At 65.6% G+C, this 19,173-nt stretch carries 14 protein-coding genes; 13 read left to right on the top strand and 1 reads right to left on the bottom strand.

Translation table 11 applies throughout. The annotated features are described in order from the left end of the window. Positions 1-4 precede the first annotated feature (4 nt). Both RFM52_RS10765 and RFM52_RS10760 read left to right on the top strand, forming a co-directional pair. The gene (locus RFM52_RS10765) at positions 5-2,326 is read left to right on the top strand and encodes a Tex family protein (RefSeq protein ID WP_320293216.1); all 2,322 of its coding nucleotides are present in this window, start codon (positions 5-7) and stop codon (positions 2,324-2,326) included. A 65-nt stretch (positions 2,327-2,391) separates the two neighbouring features. Next, positions 2,392-2,586, top strand: a complete 195-nt coding sequence (locus tag RFM52_RS10760; RefSeq protein ID WP_320293217.1) for a hypothetical protein — start codon at positions 2,392-2,394, stop codon at positions 2,584-2,586. Between the two features lies 1 nt (position 2,587). Here RFM52_RS10760 and RFM52_RS10755 read toward each other — a convergent pair whose 3' ends face one another. Continuing rightward, positions 2,588-3,499, bottom strand: a complete 912-nt coding sequence (locus RFM52_RS10755) for a LysR family transcriptional regulator (protein WP_320293218.1) — start codon at positions 3,497-3,499, stop codon at positions 2,588-2,590. 105 nt (positions 3,500-3,604) lie between these two features. Between RFM52_RS10755 and RFM52_RS10750 the strand changes: the two genes are divergently transcribed. The 11 genes from RFM52_RS10750 (at position 3,605) to amaB (ending at position 19,136) form a co-directional block, all read left to right on the top strand. Beyond that, positions 3,605-4,801 (top strand): acyl-CoA dehydrogenase, encoded by a 1,197-nt coding sequence (locus tag RFM52_RS10750; RefSeq protein WP_320293219.1) that lies wholly within the window; start codon positions 3,605-3,607, stop codon positions 4,799-4,801. Between the two features lie 105 nt (positions 4,802-4,906). Continuing rightward, entirely contained in the window at positions 4,907-8,266 is a 3,360-nt protein-coding gene (locus tag RFM52_RS10745) for a transglutaminase family protein (protein WP_320293220.1), read from the top strand. Between the two features lie 6 nt (positions 8,267-8,272). After that, positions 8,273-10,684, top strand: coding sequence for a circularly permuted type 2 ATP-grasp protein (locus RFM52_RS10740; protein ID WP_320293221.1), 2,412 nt, complete (start codon positions 8,273-8,275; stop codon positions 10,682-10,684). 124 nt (positions 10,685-10,808) lie between these two features. Beyond that, positions 10,809-11,693 (top strand): transglutaminase family protein, encoded by an 885-nt coding sequence (locus tag RFM52_RS10735; protein WP_320293222.1) that lies wholly within the window; start codon positions 10,809-10,811, stop codon positions 11,691-11,693. A 120-nt stretch (positions 11,694-11,813) separates the two neighbouring features. Continuing rightward, positions 11,814-12,749, top strand: coding sequence for a glycosyltransferase family 2 protein (locus RFM52_RS10730; protein WP_320293223.1), 936 nt, complete (start codon positions 11,814-11,816; stop codon positions 12,747-12,749). Next, positions 12,749-13,621, top strand: a complete 873-nt coding sequence (locus RFM52_RS10725) for a glycosyltransferase family 2 protein (RefSeq protein WP_320293224.1) — start codon at positions 12,749-12,751, stop codon at positions 13,619-13,621. The genes RFM52_RS10730 and RFM52_RS10725 overlap by 1 nt, the downstream gene beginning before the upstream one ends. Next, a complete protein-coding gene (locus RFM52_RS10720) occupies positions 13,618-14,361 on the top strand; it encodes a glycosyltransferase family protein (RefSeq protein WP_320293225.1) in 744 nt (247 codons plus the stop codon). The genes RFM52_RS10725 and RFM52_RS10720 overlap by 4 nt, the downstream gene beginning before the upstream one ends. 62 nt (positions 14,362-14,423) lie before the next feature. After that, entirely contained in the window at positions 14,424-15,515 is a 1,092-nt protein-coding gene (locus RFM52_RS10715; protein WP_320293226.1) for a DNA topoisomerase IB, read from the top strand. Positions 15,516-15,625: 110 nt separating this feature from the next. Continuing rightward, positions 15,626-16,000 (top strand): YciI family protein, encoded by a 375-nt coding sequence (locus RFM52_RS10710; protein ID WP_320293227.1) that lies wholly within the window; start codon positions 15,626-15,628, stop codon positions 15,998-16,000. Further along, positions 15,997-17,271, top strand: a complete 1,275-nt coding sequence (locus RFM52_RS10705; RefSeq protein WP_320293228.1) for an RNA polymerase sigma factor — start codon at positions 15,997-15,999, stop codon at positions 17,269-17,271. The genes RFM52_RS10710 and RFM52_RS10705 overlap by 4 nt, the downstream gene beginning before the upstream one ends. A gap of 350 nt (positions 17,272-17,621) precedes the next feature. Then, complete coding sequence (gene amaB, locus RFM52_RS10700) at positions 17,622-19,136, top strand: L-piperidine-6-carboxylate dehydrogenase (protein ID WP_320293229.1); 1,515 nt, start codon at positions 17,622-17,624, stop codon at positions 19,134-19,136. Positions 19,137-19,173: the final 37 nt, after the last annotated feature.

Here is a 19,173-nt window from a genome sequence, read left to right as displayed (position 1 = left end):
CGGCATGGCATCGGACATCAAGCGCATCGCAGCAATCATCGCGGCCGAGATCGGTGCGCGGCCGGAGCAGGCCGCGGCGGCAATCGGGCTGCTCGACGAGGGCGCGACAGTTCCGTTCGTGGCGCGTTACCGCAAGGAAGTCACCGGCGGGCTCGACGACACGCAGTTGCGCGACCTTGCCGAGCGATTGGCCTATTTGCGAGAGCTCGATGCGCGCCGCGACACGATTCTTGGCTCGATCCGCGAACAGGGCAAGCTGACAGAGGAGCTGGAGGCTAAGATCGTCGCGGCCGCCACGAAGGCCGAGTTGGAAGACATCTACCTGCCCTATAAGCCGAAACGCCGCACCAAGGCCGAGATCGCCAGGGAGCGCGGGCTTGGACCCCTGGCCGAGGCGATCCTTGCCGATCGTTCCGCCGTACCTGCCGAGTTGGCGCTCGCCTACATCACCGAAGAGGTGGCCGACGCCAAGGCGGCGCTTGAAGGCGCGCGCGACATCCTGTCGGAGCAGTTCGCCGAAAATGCCGATCTGGTCGGCAAGCTGCGCGCCTATATGAAGGAACGCGCCTTCCTGCGTGCAAAAGTCGTCGACGGCAAGCAGGAAGCCGGCGCAAAGTTCTCCGACTATTTCGACCATGTCGAGCGCTGGGCGGGCGTGCCCAGCCACCGCGCCTTGGCCATGCTGCGCGGCCGCAACGAAGAGGTTCTGTCCCTGGACATCGAAGTCGATGCCGATGACGCCTCACCCGTAAAACCGGTCGAGCGCATGATCGCCAATGCGTATGCGATCGGCGGCAGCCTGCCGGGCGACAAATGGCTGATGGACGTGGCCGGCTGGACCTGGCGGATAAAGCTGTCGCTGCATCTGACGCTCGATCTGATGCGCGACCTGCGCGAACGGGCCGAGGAAGAGGCGATCCATGTCTTTGCCCGCAACCTCAAGGACCTGCTGTTGGCCGCGCCTGCCGGTTCGCGGCCGACGATGGGGCTCGACCCCGGCATCCGCACCGGCGTCAAGGTGGCGGTGGTCGATGGCACCGGCAAGCTGGTGGCGACCACGACCGTCTATCCGTTCCCGCCCAGGAACGACGTGCGCGGCACGCAGGCCGAACTTGCCGCCCTGATCCGCCAGCACAAGGTCGAGCTGATCTCGATCGGCAACGGCACCGGCAGCCGCGAAACCGAGAAGCTGGTTGCCGACATGCTGTCGGATATGCCGGCAGGCGCGGGGCCGAAGCCGCTCAAGGTCATCGTCAGCGAAGCCGGCGCTTCCGTGTATTCCGCCTCGGCTACGGCAGCGGCGGAATTCCCGGGCCTGGATGTTTCGCTGCGCGGCGCGGTGTCGATCGCCCGGCGTCTGCAGGATCCGTTGGCCGAGCTGGTCAAGATCGAGCCGAAGTCGATCGGCGTCGGCCAGTACCAGCATGATGTGGACCAGTACCGGCTTGGCCGCTCCTTGGAGGCGGTGGTCGAGGACGCGGTGAACGCGGTCGGCGTCGACCTCAACACGGCCTCGGCGCCGCTTTTGGCGCGCGTGTCGGGGTTGGGGCCGTCGCTCGCCGAGGCGATCGTCGCGCATCGCGACACGACCGGGCCGTTTGCCAACCGCAGGGACCTGCTCAAGGTGGCGCGGCTCGGGCCGCGCGCCTTCGAGCAAAGCGCCGGCTTCCTGCGCATCCCGAACGGCGCGGAGCCGCTCGATGCGTCATCGGTGCATCCGGAAGCCTATGGGGTAGCCAAGAAGATCGTCGCCGCTTGCGGGAGGGATGTCCGCGCGCTGATGGGCGACGGCGCCGCGCTCAAGGCGCTCGACCCGCGCGTCTTCGTCGACGAGCGCTTCGGCCTGCCGACGGTGCGCGACATCATCGCCGAGCTTGAAAAGCCCGGACGCGACCCGCGCCCCGGCTTCAAGACGGCGACCTTTGCCGAGGGCGTCGACGACATCAAGGACCTGAAACCCGGCATGCTGCTCGAAGGCACCGTCACCAATGTTGCGGCTTTCGGAGCCTTCGTCGACATCGGCGTGCACCAGGACGGGCTGGTGCATGTCTCGCAACTGGCCGACCGTTTCATCAAGGACGCGCATGACGTGGTGAAGGCCGGCGACGTGGTGAAGGTGCGGGTCGTCGATGTCGACATCAAGCGCAAGCGCATCGGGTTGTCGATGCGCAAGGATGGCGGCGAGGGTGGGGCGCCTCGCGGCGGCCAGCGCGATCACGGCGGTGGCAAGCCGGCGCCGCGTTCGCCGGCACCACAGCGCCAGCCGGAAAAGCCTTCGCAGGGCGCGTTCGGTGCCGCGCTCGCCGAGGCGATGAAGCGGAAATAGCCTCGAATGGTTCCTTGCAATCGGTAGAGCGTTATCTACCATCCGTGCCTGGAGGGACGCGCGATATGGCAAGCTTCGAGGAAGTGAGTGTCCACGAGTTGGGGCGTCTTTGGGACGAGGGCATGGCGAGTGGCAGTTCGGTCGACGGAAATCAGGCTTTCGCCCGGATCAAGAGCAAGCTCGATGCGAAAGTTGCCGAAACGCGAGTCGCAATGACGCGACGCTTACAGCCGAAAACAGAGGCGATGAAGCGCAAGTAGCTTACCAGGCCAGGACAGCCGGCTCCTTGCCGATCTGACCCAGCAGCCAGTCGCGAAAACTGGCGACCGGTGGGTGGCCGCGCTTGTCGTGCGGCACGACCAGATAATAGGCGCTGCGGCTTTGCATCGGCGTGCCCGGCGCCGGCACCAGCTGGCGGCGCTGCAATTCGCCGGCAATCAGGATTTCCGGCAGCAGCGCGACGCCGAGCCCCGCCATGCAGGCCTGGGCGACCGTGCCGAACTGCTCGAACTGCATGCCGGGTCCGGTCGGCGCCTCCAGCCCCTGATGCTCGAACCATTCGCTCCAAGCGCCGGGGCGTGTCGCCATGTGCAGCAGCGGCAGGCGGCTGATATCGGCCGGCGTGGCGATGGCGCGGTTGGCGAGGAATTCGGGTGAAGCCACAGGCATCACGGTTTCGCGCATCAGAAGCGTGCAGTCTGCGTCCGGCCAGTCGGGCATGCCGTGATGGATGGCGGCGTCCAGCCGCTCGCGGGCAAAGTCGAAGCGGCCGATGCGGGTGGCGAAGTTGATGGTGATGTCGGGATGGCGGGCGACGAAATCCGGGATCAGCGGCATCAGCCAGCGTGTGCCGAAGGTCGGCAGAATGGCAAGGTTGAGAACGCCGCTATGCCGATTGCTCATCAATCCGAGCGCGGCATCGCGCAACTGGCCGAGTGCCGAGCGAACCGCCTCGGCATAGATCTCGCCTGCCGTCGACAGCCGGACATTGCGGCTGTCGCGTTCGAAGAGCCGACGCCCGAACTGCTCCTCGAGAAGGCCGATCTGCCGGCTGATGGCGCCTTGTGTCAGATCGAGTTCGCGGGCGGCTGCCGTGAAGGAGCCGAGGCGCGCCACCGCCTCGAAGGCGGCGAGCGCGGCGGTGTTCGGCAAAAGACGGCGCTGGACGTTCATGACCTATTACTAACGCTCATTGATGCGTGATGCAATTTTGTTTGATTTTTCGCCGGCGCAGGCGGATAAGCCGGGCAATCCAAGATTTTTACCGGGAGCGAGGCCATGGCCGCCGAGAAGTACGCCTTCGTCTGGAACGATCCTTTCCTCATCGAGGACCAGCTTTCCGAGGACGAGCGCATGGTGCGCGACGGCGCCGCCGCCTTCGCCGCCGACAAGCTGGCGCCGCGCATCGAGGAAGCCTATGCCGACGAGAAGACCGATCCGTCGATCTTCCGCGAGATGGGCGAGGCGGGCCTGCTCGGCATCACCATTCCGGAAGAATATGGCGGGCTCGGCGCCGGCTACGTGACCTACGGCCTGGTCGCGCGGGAAGTTGAACGCATCGACTCGGGCTACCGCTCGATGATGAGCGTGCAGTCCTCGCTGGTCATGTATCCGATCCATGCCTATGGCTCGGAAGCGCAGCGCAAGAAATACCTGCCGAAGCTCGCCTCGGGCGAATGGATCGGCTGCTTCGGCCTCACCGAGCCGGATGCCGGCTCCGATCCGGGCGGCATGAAGACGCGCGCGGAGAAGACCGCGAACGGCTACAAGCTCTCCGGCTCCAAGATGTGGATCTCGAACGCGCCGATCGCCGACGTCTTCGTCGTCTGGGCGAAGCTGAAGGGCGACAACGGCAAGGATGAGATCCGCGGCTTCGTGCTGGAAAAGGGCATGAAGGGGCTGTCGGCGCCGAAGATCGGCGGCAAGTTGTCGCTGCGGGCGTCGATTACCGGTGAAGTGGTGATGGAAGGCGTCGAGGTTGGCGAAGACGCGTTGCTGCCAAACGCCAGGGGCCTCGGCGGTCCGTTCGGCTGCCTCAACCGCGCGCGCTACGGCATTTCCTGGGGCGCGATGGGCGCCGCCGAGGATTGCTGGCACCGGGCGCGGCAATATGGCCTCGACAGAAAACAGTTCGGCAAGCCGCTTGCCGGCACGCAGCTATTCCAGAAGAAACTCGCCGACATGCAGACCGAGATCGCGCTCGGCCTGCAGGGCTCGTTGCGCGTCGGCCGGCTGATGGACGAAGGCAAGATGGCGCCTGAGATGATCTCGATCGTCAAGCGCAACAATTGCGGCAAGGCGCTCGACCTCGCTCGCCAGGCCCGCGACATGCATGGGGGCAACGGCATCCAGATCGGCTACCATGTGATGCGCCACGCGCAGAACCTGGAGACGGTCAACACCTATGAAGGCACGCATGACGTGCATGCGCTGATCCTGGGACGGGCGCAGACCGGTATCCAGGCGTTCTTCTAAGCCGGCAACGCTGCATAAATTAGGTGCAGCGCAACATCTCTGCTTGGAGAATGGCCAGCATTTATGTCAGGGTTCGGCGACTGAAACGCCGAACTCCGGGGCCCCATGGCAATTCTGGCAGCCGTTCATCACCTGACCCATTACAAATATGACCGGCCGGTGGTGCTCGGTCCTCAGGTGATCAGGCTGCAGCCGGCGCCGCATTCGCGCACCAAGGTGCTCAGCCACTCGCTCAAGGTCGAGCCGGCAAACCACTTCGTCAATCTGCAGCAGGATCCCTACGGCAACTTCCTCGCCCGCTTCGTCTTTCCGGAGCCGGTGAGTGAATTGAAGATCGAGGTCGACCTCGTCGCCGACATGACGGTCTACAATCCGTTCGACTTCTTCGTCGAGCCTACGGCCGAGACGTTTCCGTTCGAATATCCCGAAGAGATCAGGGACGACCTTGCCATCTACCGCACGCCAGAGCCGGCCGGGCCGCTGTTGTCCAAATTCCTGGAAAGCATCGACCGCAGCCCGAGGAACACCGTCGATTTCCTGGTCGACCTCAATGCAAGGCTGCAGCGCGAGATCGCCTATATCGTGCGCATGGAGACCGGCGTCTTCTCGCCGGAAGAGACGCTTGCCGCGGCCAAGGGCTCGTGCCGGGATTCCAGCTGGCTGCTGGTGCAGATCCTCAGAAATCTCGGCATCGCCGCGCGCTTCGTCTCCGGCTACCTGATCCAGCTCAAGCCCGATCTGGTGGCGCTCGATGGACCGCCTGGAACCACCGTCGACTTCACCGACCTGCACGCCTGGTGCGAGGTCTATCTTCCGGGCGCCGGCTGGATCGGCTTCGACCCGACCTCCGGTCTGCTGACCGGCGAAAGCCATGTGCCGCTCGCCGCGACGCCGCATTTCCGCAATGCCGCACCGATCTCCGGCATGGCAAGCTTCGCCAATGTCGATTTCGGCTTCGACATGCGGGTCGACCGGATCGCCGAGCATCCGCGCATCACCAAGCCGTTCTCCGACGAAAGCTGGGAGGCGCTCGATCAACTGGGCGAAAAAGTCGACGCGGCGCTGGGAGACGGCGATGTGCGGCTCACCATGGGTGGCGAGCCGACCTTCGTGTCGATCGACGATTTCGAATCCGCCGAATGGAACACGGCGGCCGTCGGCCCGACCAAGCGCGACAAGGCCGACCAGCTCATCCGGCGGCTGCGCGAGCGCTTCGCGCCGGGCGGCTTCCTGCATTACGGCCAGGGCAAGTGGTACCCGGGCGAGAGCCTGCCGCGCTGGACCTTCTCGCTCTACTGGCGCGCAGACGGCGAGCCGGTCTGGCGCGATCCTTCGCTGATCGCGCGGGAGACGGGCAAAGCGGATATCGGGCCGGTGCAAGCCGAAAGCCTGCTCAAGGCAATCGCCGACGGGCTTGGTATCGAACAATCGATGGTCAGCGAGGCCTATGAGGATCCCGGCGAGTGGCTGCTCAAGGAAGGCAAGCTGCCGGACAATGTCGACCCGTCCAATTCGAAGCTGGAAGATCCGGAAGAACGCAGCCGCATGGCCCGCGTCTTCGAGCGCGGCCTGACCAAGCCGTCGGGCTATGTGTTGCCGGTGCAGCGTTGGAACAGCCAGGCTGCCGGACAGCGCTGGCGCTCGGAGAAATGGAAGACGCGGCGCGGCCGTCTGTTCCTGGTGCCGGGCGACTCGCCGGTCGGCTACCGACTGCCGCTCGGTACGCTGCCCTATGTGCCGCCGGCGCAGTTCCCTTATATCGTGCCGGTCGATCCATCCGTGCCGCGCGGTCCGCTGCCGGCGCGCGAGGCGATTTTGCCCACGGCGGCACCAGCCGAACTCGAAGGCGCCGACGAAATGGCGCGCCGCCAGCAAGCGGTATCGTTCACGGCGGCGACCGGTCAGCAGGACCGGGTCGAGCAGGAGATCACCGAGATCGGCGGCGCGGTGCGCACCGCGCTCAGCGTCGAGCCGCGCGACGGCCGGCTCTGCGTGTTCATGCCGCCGGTCGAGGCGCTGGAAGATTATCTCGAACTGGTGGCGGCGGCGGAGAATGCCGCGAAGGCCATCGGCGTGCCGGTGCATATCGAGGGCTATGCTCCGCCGCACGATCCGCGCCTCAACGTCATCCGCGTCGCGCCGGATCCCGGCGTCATCGAGGTGAACATCCACCCGGCCGCCAACTGGCAGGAATGCGTCGCCACCACCACGGCGATCTATGAGGAAGCAAGGCAATCGCGGCTCGGCACCGACAAGTTCATGATCGATGGCCGCCATACCGGCACCGGCGGCGGCAACCATGTCGTGGTCGGCGGCGCGACGCCCAATGACAGCCCGTTCCTGCGCCGGCCGGACTTGTTGAAGAGCCTGGTGCTGCAATGGCAGCGGCATCCGTCGCTGTCCTACCTGTTTTCGGGCCTATTCATCGGTCCGACCAGCCAGGCGCCGCGCTTCGACGAGGCGCGGCACGATTCACTTTACGAGCTGGAGATCGCGCTGGCGCAGGTGCCGCATCCGGACAAGGGCGCGGCACCTTTGCCCTGGCTGGTCGACCGGCTGTTCCGCAATCTCCTGACCGACGTGACCGGCAACACGCACCGGTCGGAAATCTGCATCGACAAATTGTTCTCGCCGGATGGCCCGACCGGGCGGCTCGGTCTGGTCGAGTTCCGCGGTTTCGAAATGCCGCCCAATGCGCGCATGTCCCTCGCTCAGCAGTTGCTGGTGCGCGCGATCATCGCCCGGGCCTGGAAGAACCCGCTGGATGGCCGTTTCGCGCGCTGGGGCACGTCGCTGCATGACCGCTTCATGCTGCCGCATTATGTATGGGCGGATTTCCTCGACGTGCTGGAGGACCTGAAGCTGAACGGCTTCGACTTCCGCCCCGAATGGTTCGCGGCCCAGCTCGAATTCCGCTTCCCGTTCTGCGGCGAGGTGCAGCATGGCGGCGTCAAGCTGGAACTGAGGCAAGCGCTGGAGCCCTGGCATGTGATGGGCGAACAAGGTGCGATCGGCGGCACGGTCCGCTTCGTCGATTCTTCCGTCGAGCGGTTGCAGGTACGGACCGAAGGCCTCAATGCGGAGCGCCACGCCATCGTCTGCAACGGCCGCATCGTGCCGATGAAAGTCACCGACAACCGCGAGGTCGCGGTGGCCGGCGTTCGTTTCAAGGCCTGGCAGCCGGCGTCGGGCCTGCATCCGGCCCTGCCGGTCAACACGCCGCTGGTCTTCGACATCTATGACCGCTGGTCGGGCCGCTCCGTCGGCGGCTGCGTCTACCATGTCGCGCATCCGGGCGGCCGCAATTACGACACCTTCCCGGTCAACGGCAACGAGGCCGAGGCGCGACGGCTTGCCCGGTTCGAACCGCGCGGCCACACGCCGGGCGGCTATGTGTTGCGTGACGAAGAAGCCTCTGAAGAGTTCCCCATGACCCTTGACCTCAGGCGGCCGGCGAGACTCTGATCGACAATGGCCAAGGGGAATCAGAGACGGGCAGGCGGCGGGCCGCGGGCGCAGAGCCTGCTGGAACGCTATCGGCCGATCGAAGGCGTCGTCGACGAGATGGTCGACGCCGCGGGAAGCCCGCGTCCGGCCTGGCGCTTCTTCATCGACGCGCTCGACGATCTGGGGGCGGAGCGGCTCGGGCAGCGGTTCGCGCGCGCCGACCAGTATCTGCGCGATGCCGGCGTCTACTACCGCGTCTACGAACAGGCCGGGGCCAATGAGCGGGAGTGGCCGCTCGCGCATGTCCCCCTGTTGATCGACGAGAAGGAATGGGCCGACATCAGCGCCGGCCTCGTCCAGCGCGCCGACCTGTTCGAGGCGATCCTGGCCGATATCTATGGGCCGAACCGGCTGGTCGAGAAGGGGATACTGCCGGCCGCGTTGATCGCGGCGAGCCCCGAATACCTGCGCCCCGTCGCCGGCGTCCGGCCGGCCAGCGGGCATTTCCTGCATATGGTCGCCTTCGAGCTCGGCCGTGGCCCGGACGGGCGCTGGTGGGTGCTGGGCGATCGCGCCCAGGCGCCGTCAGGCGCGGGCTTCGCGCTGGAGAACCGCGTCGCCACCACGCGCGCGCTGTCGGACATCTATGGCGAGATGCATGTGCATCGGCTCGCCGGCTTCTTCCGCCGTTTCCGCGACGCGCTGAACGGCATGGCGAGGGAATCGGGCGGCCGGGTCGCCATCCTGACGCCGGGACCGCTCAACGAAACCTATTACGAGCACGCCTATATCGCCCGCTATCTCGGCATCATGCTGCTCGAGGGCGAGGACCTGACTGTATCCGGCGGCAGGCTGGTGGTGCGCACCGTTTCGGGTTTGCTGCCGATCGGCGTCCTGTGGCGGCGGCTCGACGCCGCCTTCGCCGATCCGCTGGAGCTCCGGCCGGACTCGCAGATCGGCACGCCGGGCTTGGTCGAGGCGATAAGGCGCGGCTCCGTTTCGGCCGTCAATGCGCTGGGTTCCGGCTTGCTGGAGACGCGGGCCTTGCTGTCGTTCCTGCCCAGGATCGCGCGGGAACTGCAAGGTGACGACCTCAAGCTGCCGAGCATCGCCACCTGGTGGTGCGGGCAGGAGGCCGAGCGCGCCCATGTGCTGGCCAATATCGATCGCATGGTGGTCGGCCCGGCGCTGTCGACCCGGCTTGCCTTCGAGGACGATGGCGCGACCCGGCTCGGCTCGTCCCTTTCGGCCGGCGAGCGGGCCGAGCTCGTCGCGCGGATCGAGACTGGCGGCGCCGATTTCGTTGGCCAGGAAGCAGTGACGTTGTCGACCACGCCGGTGTTCGTCGGCGGCCTGCTGGAGCCACGGCCCGCCAGCCTGCGCGTCTATCTGGCGCGCACGCCGGAAGGCTGGACGGTGATGCCCGGCGGCTTCGCCCGCGTCGGCTTTTCGCTCGACCCGACGGCGATCGCCATGCAGCGCGGCGGCCAGGCGGCGGATGTCTGGGTGGTCAGCGACAGGCCGGTCGAGCGCGAGACATTGCTGCCGCAGGAACATGACGGCTTCACCCGCACCATGCCGGGCAGCCTGCCCAGCCGCGCGGCCGAGAACCTGACCTGGCTCGGGCGCTATATCGAGCGTTCCGAAGACACGGTGCGCGTGCTGCGCGCCTATCACGTGCGGCTTGCCGAGACGTCCGATCCAGACATGCCGCTGCTCGCTGATATCAGGGACTATCTGGAGCCGTACGGCATCGAGGTCGAAACGGCGATACCGCCGGGGTTGATCGGGACTTTGGACAGCGCGGTCTACAGCGCCGGCCAGATTCGCGACCGTTTCTCTCCCGATGGCTGGCTGGCGCTGAAGGATCTGTCGAAGACCATCCACAAATTCGCGGAGACGGTCGCGCCCGGAGACGACGCGACGCGGGCCATGACGGTGATGCTGCGCAAGCTCGCGGGCTTTTCCGGCCTGCTGCATGAGAACATGTACCGCTTCACCGGTTGGCGCTTCCTGGAGATCGGCCGACGCCTGGAGCGCGGCATCCAGATCGCCGGCACGCTCAGCCGGCTGACGCGGAAAGGGGCGCCTGAAGGCGCGCTCGACATGATGCTGGAGATCGGCGACAGCGTCATGACCCATCGCCGGCAATATCCGGTGCAGGCCGGGCGGCGCACGGTGATCGACCTGCTGGCGCTCGATCCGCTCAACCCGCGTTCGGTCCTGTTCCAGCTCGAGCGGCTGAAGGCCGAGATCGGCATGCTGCCTTCGATCGGCGGCGAGGGGCATATGTCGCCCGCCGCCAAGGAAATCCTGCAGCTCAACACGGCAATCGCCGTCATGGAGCCGTCAGATATGAGCGCCAAGGTGCTCGACGACTTCGCCGGCCAGATCGGCGATCTCTACAACAGCCTCTCCAGAGCCTATTTCGGTTAGGGCATTTCCAGCGAAAAGGATCGCCTCCAATGCTCTATCTCTCTGTTTTTGCGCAATTCCGGACGCAAGGCTACGGCGAAGCCGCCGAGCCTGACCGCTACGCACTTTTGCTGGAATTGCTCTAATGCTCTACGACATCAAACTCCATCTGCATTACGACTATGCGTCCGCGGCCGGCGGCGGACGGCACCAAGTGCGCGTCATGCCGCAGACGATCGCCGGCGTGCAGCGCGTGATCGCCGCCTCGCTATCCTTCCAGCCGCCGCCGGCCGAGCGTGCCGATTTTTCCGATTTCTTCGGCAACAACGTCACATCGATCGCCTTTCGCGACGCGCATGAGACGCTCGACATCCGAATGAGCGCGCGCGTCTCTGTCTCGCGGCCCGAGCCGGGTCTCGATGTCTCGCCCGATATAAACGGGCTGAGGTCGGAGCTCGATCTGGTGCGGTCGCTCTCGCCGTCCGCGCCGCATCATTTCCTCGCCGCCAGCGATCATGTCGGCATCGACGCGGCGATCACGGCCTATGCGCGGGACAGTTTATCGGGGTCAACCGTCGCCACGGCGGTCGATCTGTGCAATCGCATCCATCGCGATTTCACCTATGACGGCAAGGCGACGACCGTGCAGACCCGGGCCAGCGACGCGTTTGCCCTGAAACGCGGCGTCTGCCAGGACTTCTCGCATATCATGATCGCTGGCCTGCGCGGGCTTGGCATCCCGGCCGGCTATGTCAGCGGCTTCCTGCGCACGATCCCGCCCAAGGGCAAGCCTCGGCTCGAAGGCGCGGACGCCATGCATGCGTGGGTCATGGCCTGGTGCGGACGCGATGCCGGCTGGCAGGAGTTCGACCCGACCAACGGCATGCGGGCGAGCAACGATCATATCACGGTCGGATACGGCCGCGACTATTCCGACGTGGCACCGATCGTCGGCGTGCTGAAGACGACCGGTGGTCAGGTCGGCGAGCAGGCGGTCGACGTCATTCCGGTCGCCGTGGAAAAGGTGTGATGGCAGTCCCGATTGCCGACAAGCGCTTCTCAAGCGCGGATGCGGCCGGTATCGTGGGCGTTGGGATTGACGGGGGATCGGCGAGCGCTTGCGGATCGCGTAGCGGGCGCGGAGAGAGATTTGGAAGCGGTAAGCGTCATCATTCCGGCACATGATGCGGCTCGGACGATCGCCCGAACGCTCGCTTCGCTGGCGTCGGAAAAGGAAGTTATCGGCGAGGTGCTGCTGGTCGACGATTCGTCGTCCGACGCAACCGCGACTGTCGCCTCGGATGCGGCCTTGCGCTGCGGTTTGCCCTTGCGCATCATAAAGTCGAGCTGCCGCGACGCCGGCGGTTCCAGGAATCTGGCGCTGGAGCAGGCCCGCTTTCCCTGGATCTATCTGATCGATGCCGACGACCTCCATCTCGAAGGCGGCCTGCGCGCCTTGCTGGCCAAGGCGAGCGCGCAACCGGGGCCCGGCATGGTGGTCGGCGCCTACCGCCGCCATGTCAAGGGCGAGGAGCGGTCGACCAAGCTGCCGGGCGGCTACGTGGCAAGCGGACCGGCCAACGCCTGCGCCTATCTCGAAGGGCGGATACGGTCGATCGCGGTCGGCAGCGCGCTGGTGTCGCGGCGGGTTGTCGGCGAAACAAGATTCGCGACCGGCCTTGCCTATGATGAGGACACGCTGTTCTGGACGCGCGTGATGGCTAAAGCCTCGCTTGCTGTCGTCACACGGCCCATCTTCATCTATTTCGTGTCGGTGGAGCGCTCCGACGATCGTTTCACTGTCAGACCTGCCAAGGGCTTTCTCGAATGGCGCCTGGCGCTGCGCCGGCTGCGGTCCTGCGGCATCGCGGAACGATCGCTCAAGACCAGGGAAGGCCTCGTCGCCCTGAAGATCGCGCGCGTTCACTACGCGCGCGGCGATTTCGATATGGCGGCAAGATTCCTCAACGTGGCCGAAGCCGCGCCAAGGGCGGGCGCGGATGTCTGGCGGTGCATGCGCTACAGGTTGAAGATCGCGCTGCGACGCCGGTTCTCGGCGCCGGCCGCCCAACTGCAACGCGCCTGATGGCCGGGAGGCCGGATCTCGCGGTCGTGGTGATAGGTTTCCAGGCACCCGCCGCACTGGTGGCGGCGGTGAGGTCCGTGCTCGACCAGGATGTCCCGCTCGAGATCGTGGTCGTGAATTCCGGCGGCGGGAACGCCAAGGCGCTTCTTGCCGATGGCGGCATCGATGTGAGGGTCATCGAAGTGAGGGAGCGGTTGTTTGCCGGCGCCGCTCGGAACCGGGGCATCGCAGCCACGCAGGCTCCGTTCATCGCCTTTCTCGCGGATGATTGCCTGGCCTGTCCGCGATGGGCCGAAGTCCGGCTGCTGCGTCATCGGGAAGGCGCCGCGGCTGTGGCGAGCGCCATCCTCAACAGTCATCCGCGCAATCTGGTCGCCTGCGCGGCGCATCTCGTCACCTCCATGCGACGCCTGCCCGGTTTGCCGGCCGAGAAGGCGCAGCGCTACGGCGCATCGTTCGAGCGGACGCTGTTCGATCGATACGGGACGTTCGACGAGCAACTGATATCGGGAGAAGACACCGAATTCATGGCTAGACTGCCGGAGGCTTTGCGGCCGGTCTGGGAACCGAGGGTGCTGACCCTTCATCGCAACGAGACGAGCCTGTTCGGGTTGCTTGCGGACCAGTATCGCCGCGGGCGTCGCTATGGCGCCTATCTAGGGTCAATCGAAGCCGGAAAACCCGTGCGCCCGTTCCGAAAAGTGTTCCGGGACCGGCGTAATATCGGCAAGCTGGTCAAGGAGGGGCTGTCCGGCAGGGACCGGACTTTCGCCAGGCTGTCGCTGCCGATCGTGTGGATGGCATTGTTCGCCAAATCGCTGGGGGCGTCGGTCGGGGCCCGGCATGTCGGCACGCCGAAGGGCCGGCAATGATTACCGTCGAGATGAAGCCGCAGCACCGGCGGCGCGGCCGATGGCCTTGGTCGCGGCGCAAGATCGTCGCCGTCTTCAGCTATCGCTACGATCAGCATCTCGTGCCCGACCTCATCGCCAACCTCGAGCCTGTCGTCGACGGCTGGATCGCCTATGACGACCGCGCCTCGGAAGGGGTTTTCAGCAGCGAGCCGCAAAGGCGGCGCGCGCTTATCGCCGCGGCCCATGAGGCGGGCGCCGATTGGGTTCTGGCCATGGATCCCGATGAAAGGCTGGAAAATGCCGTCGCCGGCCGGATCGGCCGGTTGACCGGCGGGTCCAGGCGCATCGCCTGGGGATTTCGTTGCCGGGAGATGTATACGCCGGCCAGCTACCGGGTCGACGGCACCTGGGGCCAGAAGATGCAACACAGGCTTTTTTCCGCCTACCATCCTGATCGATATCGATCGCAGGATTTGCATGGCGCCTGGTTTCCCGATGAAATCGACTTCAGGCTCAAGGACAGCGGTCTCAATCTTTATCATCTGAAGATGATCGAGCCGAAACGGCGTTCGGCGCGTCGCGACCTCTACAATCGTCTCGATCCGGATCACCGGCTGCAGCAGATCGGCTACGACTATCTGGCGGACGAGTCGGGAATGGTCCTCGAGGCCGTGCCGGAGGGCCGCGAGTATCTTCCCGCCCATGCCGATGACGGTGGGCTTTGGATGGCTGATCTATCCGCCAACCGGCGGGACTGAAATCTCTTTCGGAACCAGTGACCAGCGCGCGGATTTATCTACGACAATTTCGCGGAGCCGGCATGTTGCAGCATTCACAATTGTCCTCGGACCGTTCGCCGCGGAACGAGGAAACCCGGAGGAACGGTGCGCAAGATTCGGCCGAGCACGCGTCGCTCAGCTATGTCAGCGACGCCGATCCCGGCGTTCGGCGATTGCGAAAAGGCAAGGGATTCTCCTATGCCGGTCCGAACGGGCGGGCAGTCAGCGCGGAGACGCTTGCCCGCATCAAGGCGATCGTCATTCCGCCGGCCTGGACCGATGTGTGGATCTCGCCCGACCCGGACGGCCATATCCAGGCGACAGGCCGGGATCAGCGCGGCCGTAAACAGTACCGGTATCACCCGCAATGGATCGAGGAGCGCGACGGCGTCAAATATTCAAGCCTCGTCGCCTTCGCCGAAAGCCTGCCTGCTCTCAGGCGGCAGATCGATGCGGATCTGCGCCGGCACGGGCTGCCTCTGGAACGTGTCGTCGCCTCGGTGGTCTGGTTGCTCGACAACACGATGATCCGGATCGGCAATGCGGCCTACGCACGCGACAACAAGAGCTTCGGCCTGACCACGCTGCGCGACCGCCATGTCGAGATCACCGGCTCTAGCCTGCGCTTCGCCTTCAAGGGCAAGTCGGGTAAGGAATGGAAGCTGAAGCTGGTCGATCGGCGCATCGCCAAGGTCGTGCGCGGCGCCCAGGATCTGCCGGGCCAGAAGCTGTTCCAATATCTGGGTGAAGATGGCGCCCGGCGGCCGGTGCGCTCGGAGGACGTCAACCGCTATATTCGCGAGGCTTCCGGCGCCGAATTCAGCTCAAAGCATTTCCGCACCTGGGGCGGCACGATCCATGCGGCGTCGCTGTTTGCGAAGACCGAGCTGCCGGAGAGCAAAACCCAGCAAAAACGGGTGATCAACAGTGTCGTCGACAAAGTCGCCGAGCGGTTGGGCAACACGCGGGCGGTCTGCCGCAAATGCTACATCCATCCGCTGGTGTTCGAGTCGTGGAGCAAAGGGCGCCTGCTTGACGAAATGGCCGAGGCCAACAAGCGCAAACGCCTGATATCCGGCCTCGACGAGGAAGAAACGCTGGTGCTCGGATGGCTGCAGGCGCGCGGCGCCTGACAGGCAGGCGTGGAGACCGCCAAGTCCGTGATCCCTCGTTAAATTTTTTTATCGACCTTGTGTCGGGAAGGGCCCTAGTGTCGCGTCCTTTGATACGGAAAGGACCTGCCATGCTCTACGCCATCCTCTGCTACGCTTCCGAAGACGTCGTTTGCTCCTGGAGCAAGGAACAGGACGACGAAGTCATGGCTAAGCTCCTCAACGTGCAGGACAAATACGCCAAGGCGGGTCGGCTCGGCCCCGTGGCGCGCCTTTTGCCGACGACCGCGGCGACCACGCTGAGAAAGGTCAAGGGCGAGGCGGTGGTGCTGGACGGCCCGTTCGCCGAGACCAAGGAACAGTTCCTCGGCTTCTACACGCTCGAATGCAAGGATCTCGACGAAGCCGTCGCATTCGCGCGGGAGCTTTCCGAGGTCAATCCGAGCGGCGGCTCCTACGAGATCCGGCCGGTTTCGATCTTCAACCCGACAAAGGTCGCGGTATGACGGAGCTTGCCTGGATAAGCAACGCGATCAGCAACGCCCGTCCGCAGGCGATGGGCGCGCTGCTGCGCTACTTCCGCGACCTCGACGCCGCGGAAGAGGCTTTCCAGGATGCGTGCCTGAGGGCGCTCAACAACTGGCCGAAGAACGGGCCGCCGCGCGATCCGGCGGCCTGGCTGATCTTCGTTGGCCGCAACAGCGGCATCGACGCCGTGCGCAAGCGCGCCAAGCAGGCGCCGATGCCGGAAGAGGACCAGGTTTCCGATCTGGAGGACGCGGAGAGCGACATGGCCGAACGGCTGGACGGCGCGCATTACCGCGACGATATCCTGCGGCTTCTGTTCATCTGCTGCCATCCGGATCTGCCGGCGACGCAGCAGATCGCGGTGGCGCTGCGCATCGTCTCCGGCCTCACCGTCAAGCAGATCGCGCGCGCCTTCCTGGTTGGCGAGAGCGCCATGGAACAGCGCATCACCCGCGCCAAGGCGCGCATTGCCGATGCCGGCGTGCCGTTTGAGACGCCGGGCGCGGTCGAGCGCTCGGAGCGGCTCGCCGCTGTCGCGGCGATGGTCTATCTGATCTTCAACGAAGGCTATTCGACCAATGGCGGCGAGGCGCCGGCACGGGCGCCGCTGTGCGAAGAAGCGATCCGCCTTGCCCGCCTGTTGCTCAGGCTCTTCCAGGCCGAGCCGGAGATCATGGGGCTGACCGCGCTGCTCTTGCTGCAGCATGCCCGGGCGCCAGCACGGTTCGACGAGAATGGCGAGATCGTCCTGCTCGAGGACCAGGACCGCTCGCTGTGGAGCCGCAAGATGATCGACGAGGGCCTGGCGCTGGTCGACAAGGCGCTGCGCCACCGCAAGCCCGGCCCCTACCAGGTGCAGGCGGCGATCGCGGCGCTGCATGCGCGGGCTGCTGTCGCCGAGGACACCGACTGGACCGAGATCGACCTGCTCTACGGCCTGCTGGAACAGATGCAGCCGTCGCCGGTGGTGACGCTGAACCGGGCTGTCGCGGTGAGCAAAGTGAAGGGTGCCGAAGCGGCGCTTGCCATGATCGAGCCGCTGGAAGAGCGGCTGTCGGGCTATTTCCATTTCTTCGGGCTGAGGGGCGGGCTGCTCATGCAGCTTGGCCGCAACGAGGAGGCGCGTGTCGCCTTCGACCGCGCCATCGCCTTGGCCAACACCGCCGCCGAGGCGGCGCATATTCGCATGCATATCGACCGGCTGATCAAGGAAAGCGCCCGGAAGCCGACGATCCAGAAAGCGCGCTAAGGCGTGTTGATATTCAGGTGAGGCCGGCCTGCAATGACGGCTTCCTGCGCTTCCGGTGCTCACATACCGGAAGTACGCTCCGCTCCGGTTCTCGGAACCCATCCAGTTTGGTCGCTTCGCGCCCGTCTTCGACTCCGACTCGGCCTGACCTGAATCTCAACACGCCTTGGCCGTGGTTTGCTGTCTGGCCCAATTCCGCGTTCCGGCCTTGGACCATACCGGGGTGGCGGTTTTTCCCCGAAACGAGTAATGCCACGCCATCAAAGCGCCCGGTCGTGCCCGACGGCACGTCCAAGATATGGCGCGTGGCTTCATTCCGCCCTGCGAGGCGGGATCTGAAAGGGACAAAAATGACGTTAGCGAAGGAAACGGCCGCACTTCTTGAGAAACTGGGCGTCGCCAAGGATGCGCTTTCAGGAGGCGATCTTATCGTGCGCAGCCCGGTGACGGGTGAACAGATCGCGGCGCTGAAATCGATCTCGGCCGCCGATGCCGGCAAGGCCATCGATGCCGCGCACAACGCCTTCCAGTCCTGGCGACTGGTGCCGGGGCCGAAGCGCGGCGAACTGGTGCGCCTGCTCGGCGAAGAATTGCGCGCGCATAAGGACGAGCTCGGCCGGCTGGTGTCGATCGAAGTCGGCAAGATCCCGTCCGAAGGGCTCGGCGAAGTCCAGGAGATGATCGACATCTGCGATTTCGCCGTCGGGCTGTCCCGGCAGCTCTATGGCCTCACCATCGCCACCGAGCGTCCAGGACATCGCATGATGGAAACCTGGCATCCGCTGGGCGTGGTCGGCGTGATCTCGGCCTTCAATTTCCCGGTTGCTGTTTGGTCTTGGAATTCGGCGCTCGCCTTCGTCTGCGGCGACGCCGTGGTGTGGAAGCCCTCGGAAAAGACGCCGCTGACCGCACTTGCCTGCGAGGCGATCTTCAAGCGCGCCGCCAGGCGTTTCGGCGCGGACGCGCCGGCAGGACTGCTGCAGGTGCTGATAGGCGACCGCGTCGCCGGCGAGGTGCTGGTCGACCATCCGAAAGTGCCGCTGGTCTCGGCCACCGGCTCGACGCGCATGGGCCGCGAGGTCGGTCCCAGGCTCGCCAAGCGCTTTGCCCGCGCCGTGCTGGAGCTCGGCGGCAACAATGCCGGCATCGTCACGCCCACCGCCGATCTCGACATGGCGCTGCGCGCCATCGCCTTCGGCGCCATGGGCACCGCCGGCCAGCGCTGCACGACGCTGCGGCGCCTGTTCGTGCATGACAGCGTCTATGACGCGCTCTTGCCACGGCTGAAGAAGGCCTATCAGTCCGTTTCGGTCGGCAATCCGCTGGAGGGCAAGGCGCTGGTCGGTCCGCTGATCGACAAGGCCGCCTTCGACGGCATGCAGAAGGCGCTCAAGGAAGCCACCGCCCATGGCGGCAAGGTGACGGGCGGCGCGCGGTTCGAAAACGGCCATCCGGACGCCTATTATGTGCATCCGGCGCTGGTCGAGATGCCGAAGCAGGTTTCGCCGGTGACGGAGGAGACCTTCGCGCCGATCCTTTATGTGATGAGATACACCGATTTCGACGAGGCGCTCGAGCAGCACAACGCGGTCGGCGCAGGCCTGTCGTCGTCGATCTTCACGCGCGACCTGCAGGAATCGGAGCGGTTCCTCGGCGTCGACGGTTCGGACTGCGGCATCGCCAACGTCAATATCGGCACTTCGGGCGCGGAGATCGGCGGCGCGTTCGGCGGCGAGAAGGAAACCGGCGGCGGTCGCGAGAGCGGCTCGGACGCCTGGAAGGCCTATATGCGCCGCGCCACCAACACGGTGAATTTCTCCAAGGCGCTGCCGCTCGCGCAAGGCGTGTCGTTCGACATCGACTAAGGACGGCAGCAGGCGCCGCGAATTGCGGCGCCTGTCT

This window comes from Mesorhizobium humile (assembly GCF_033977215.1).
Lineage (GTDB): Bacteria > Pseudomonadota > Alphaproteobacteria > Rhizobiales > Rhizobiaceae > Mesorhizobium > Mesorhizobium humile.
This window is presented reverse-complemented; position numbering and strand designations above follow the sequence as displayed.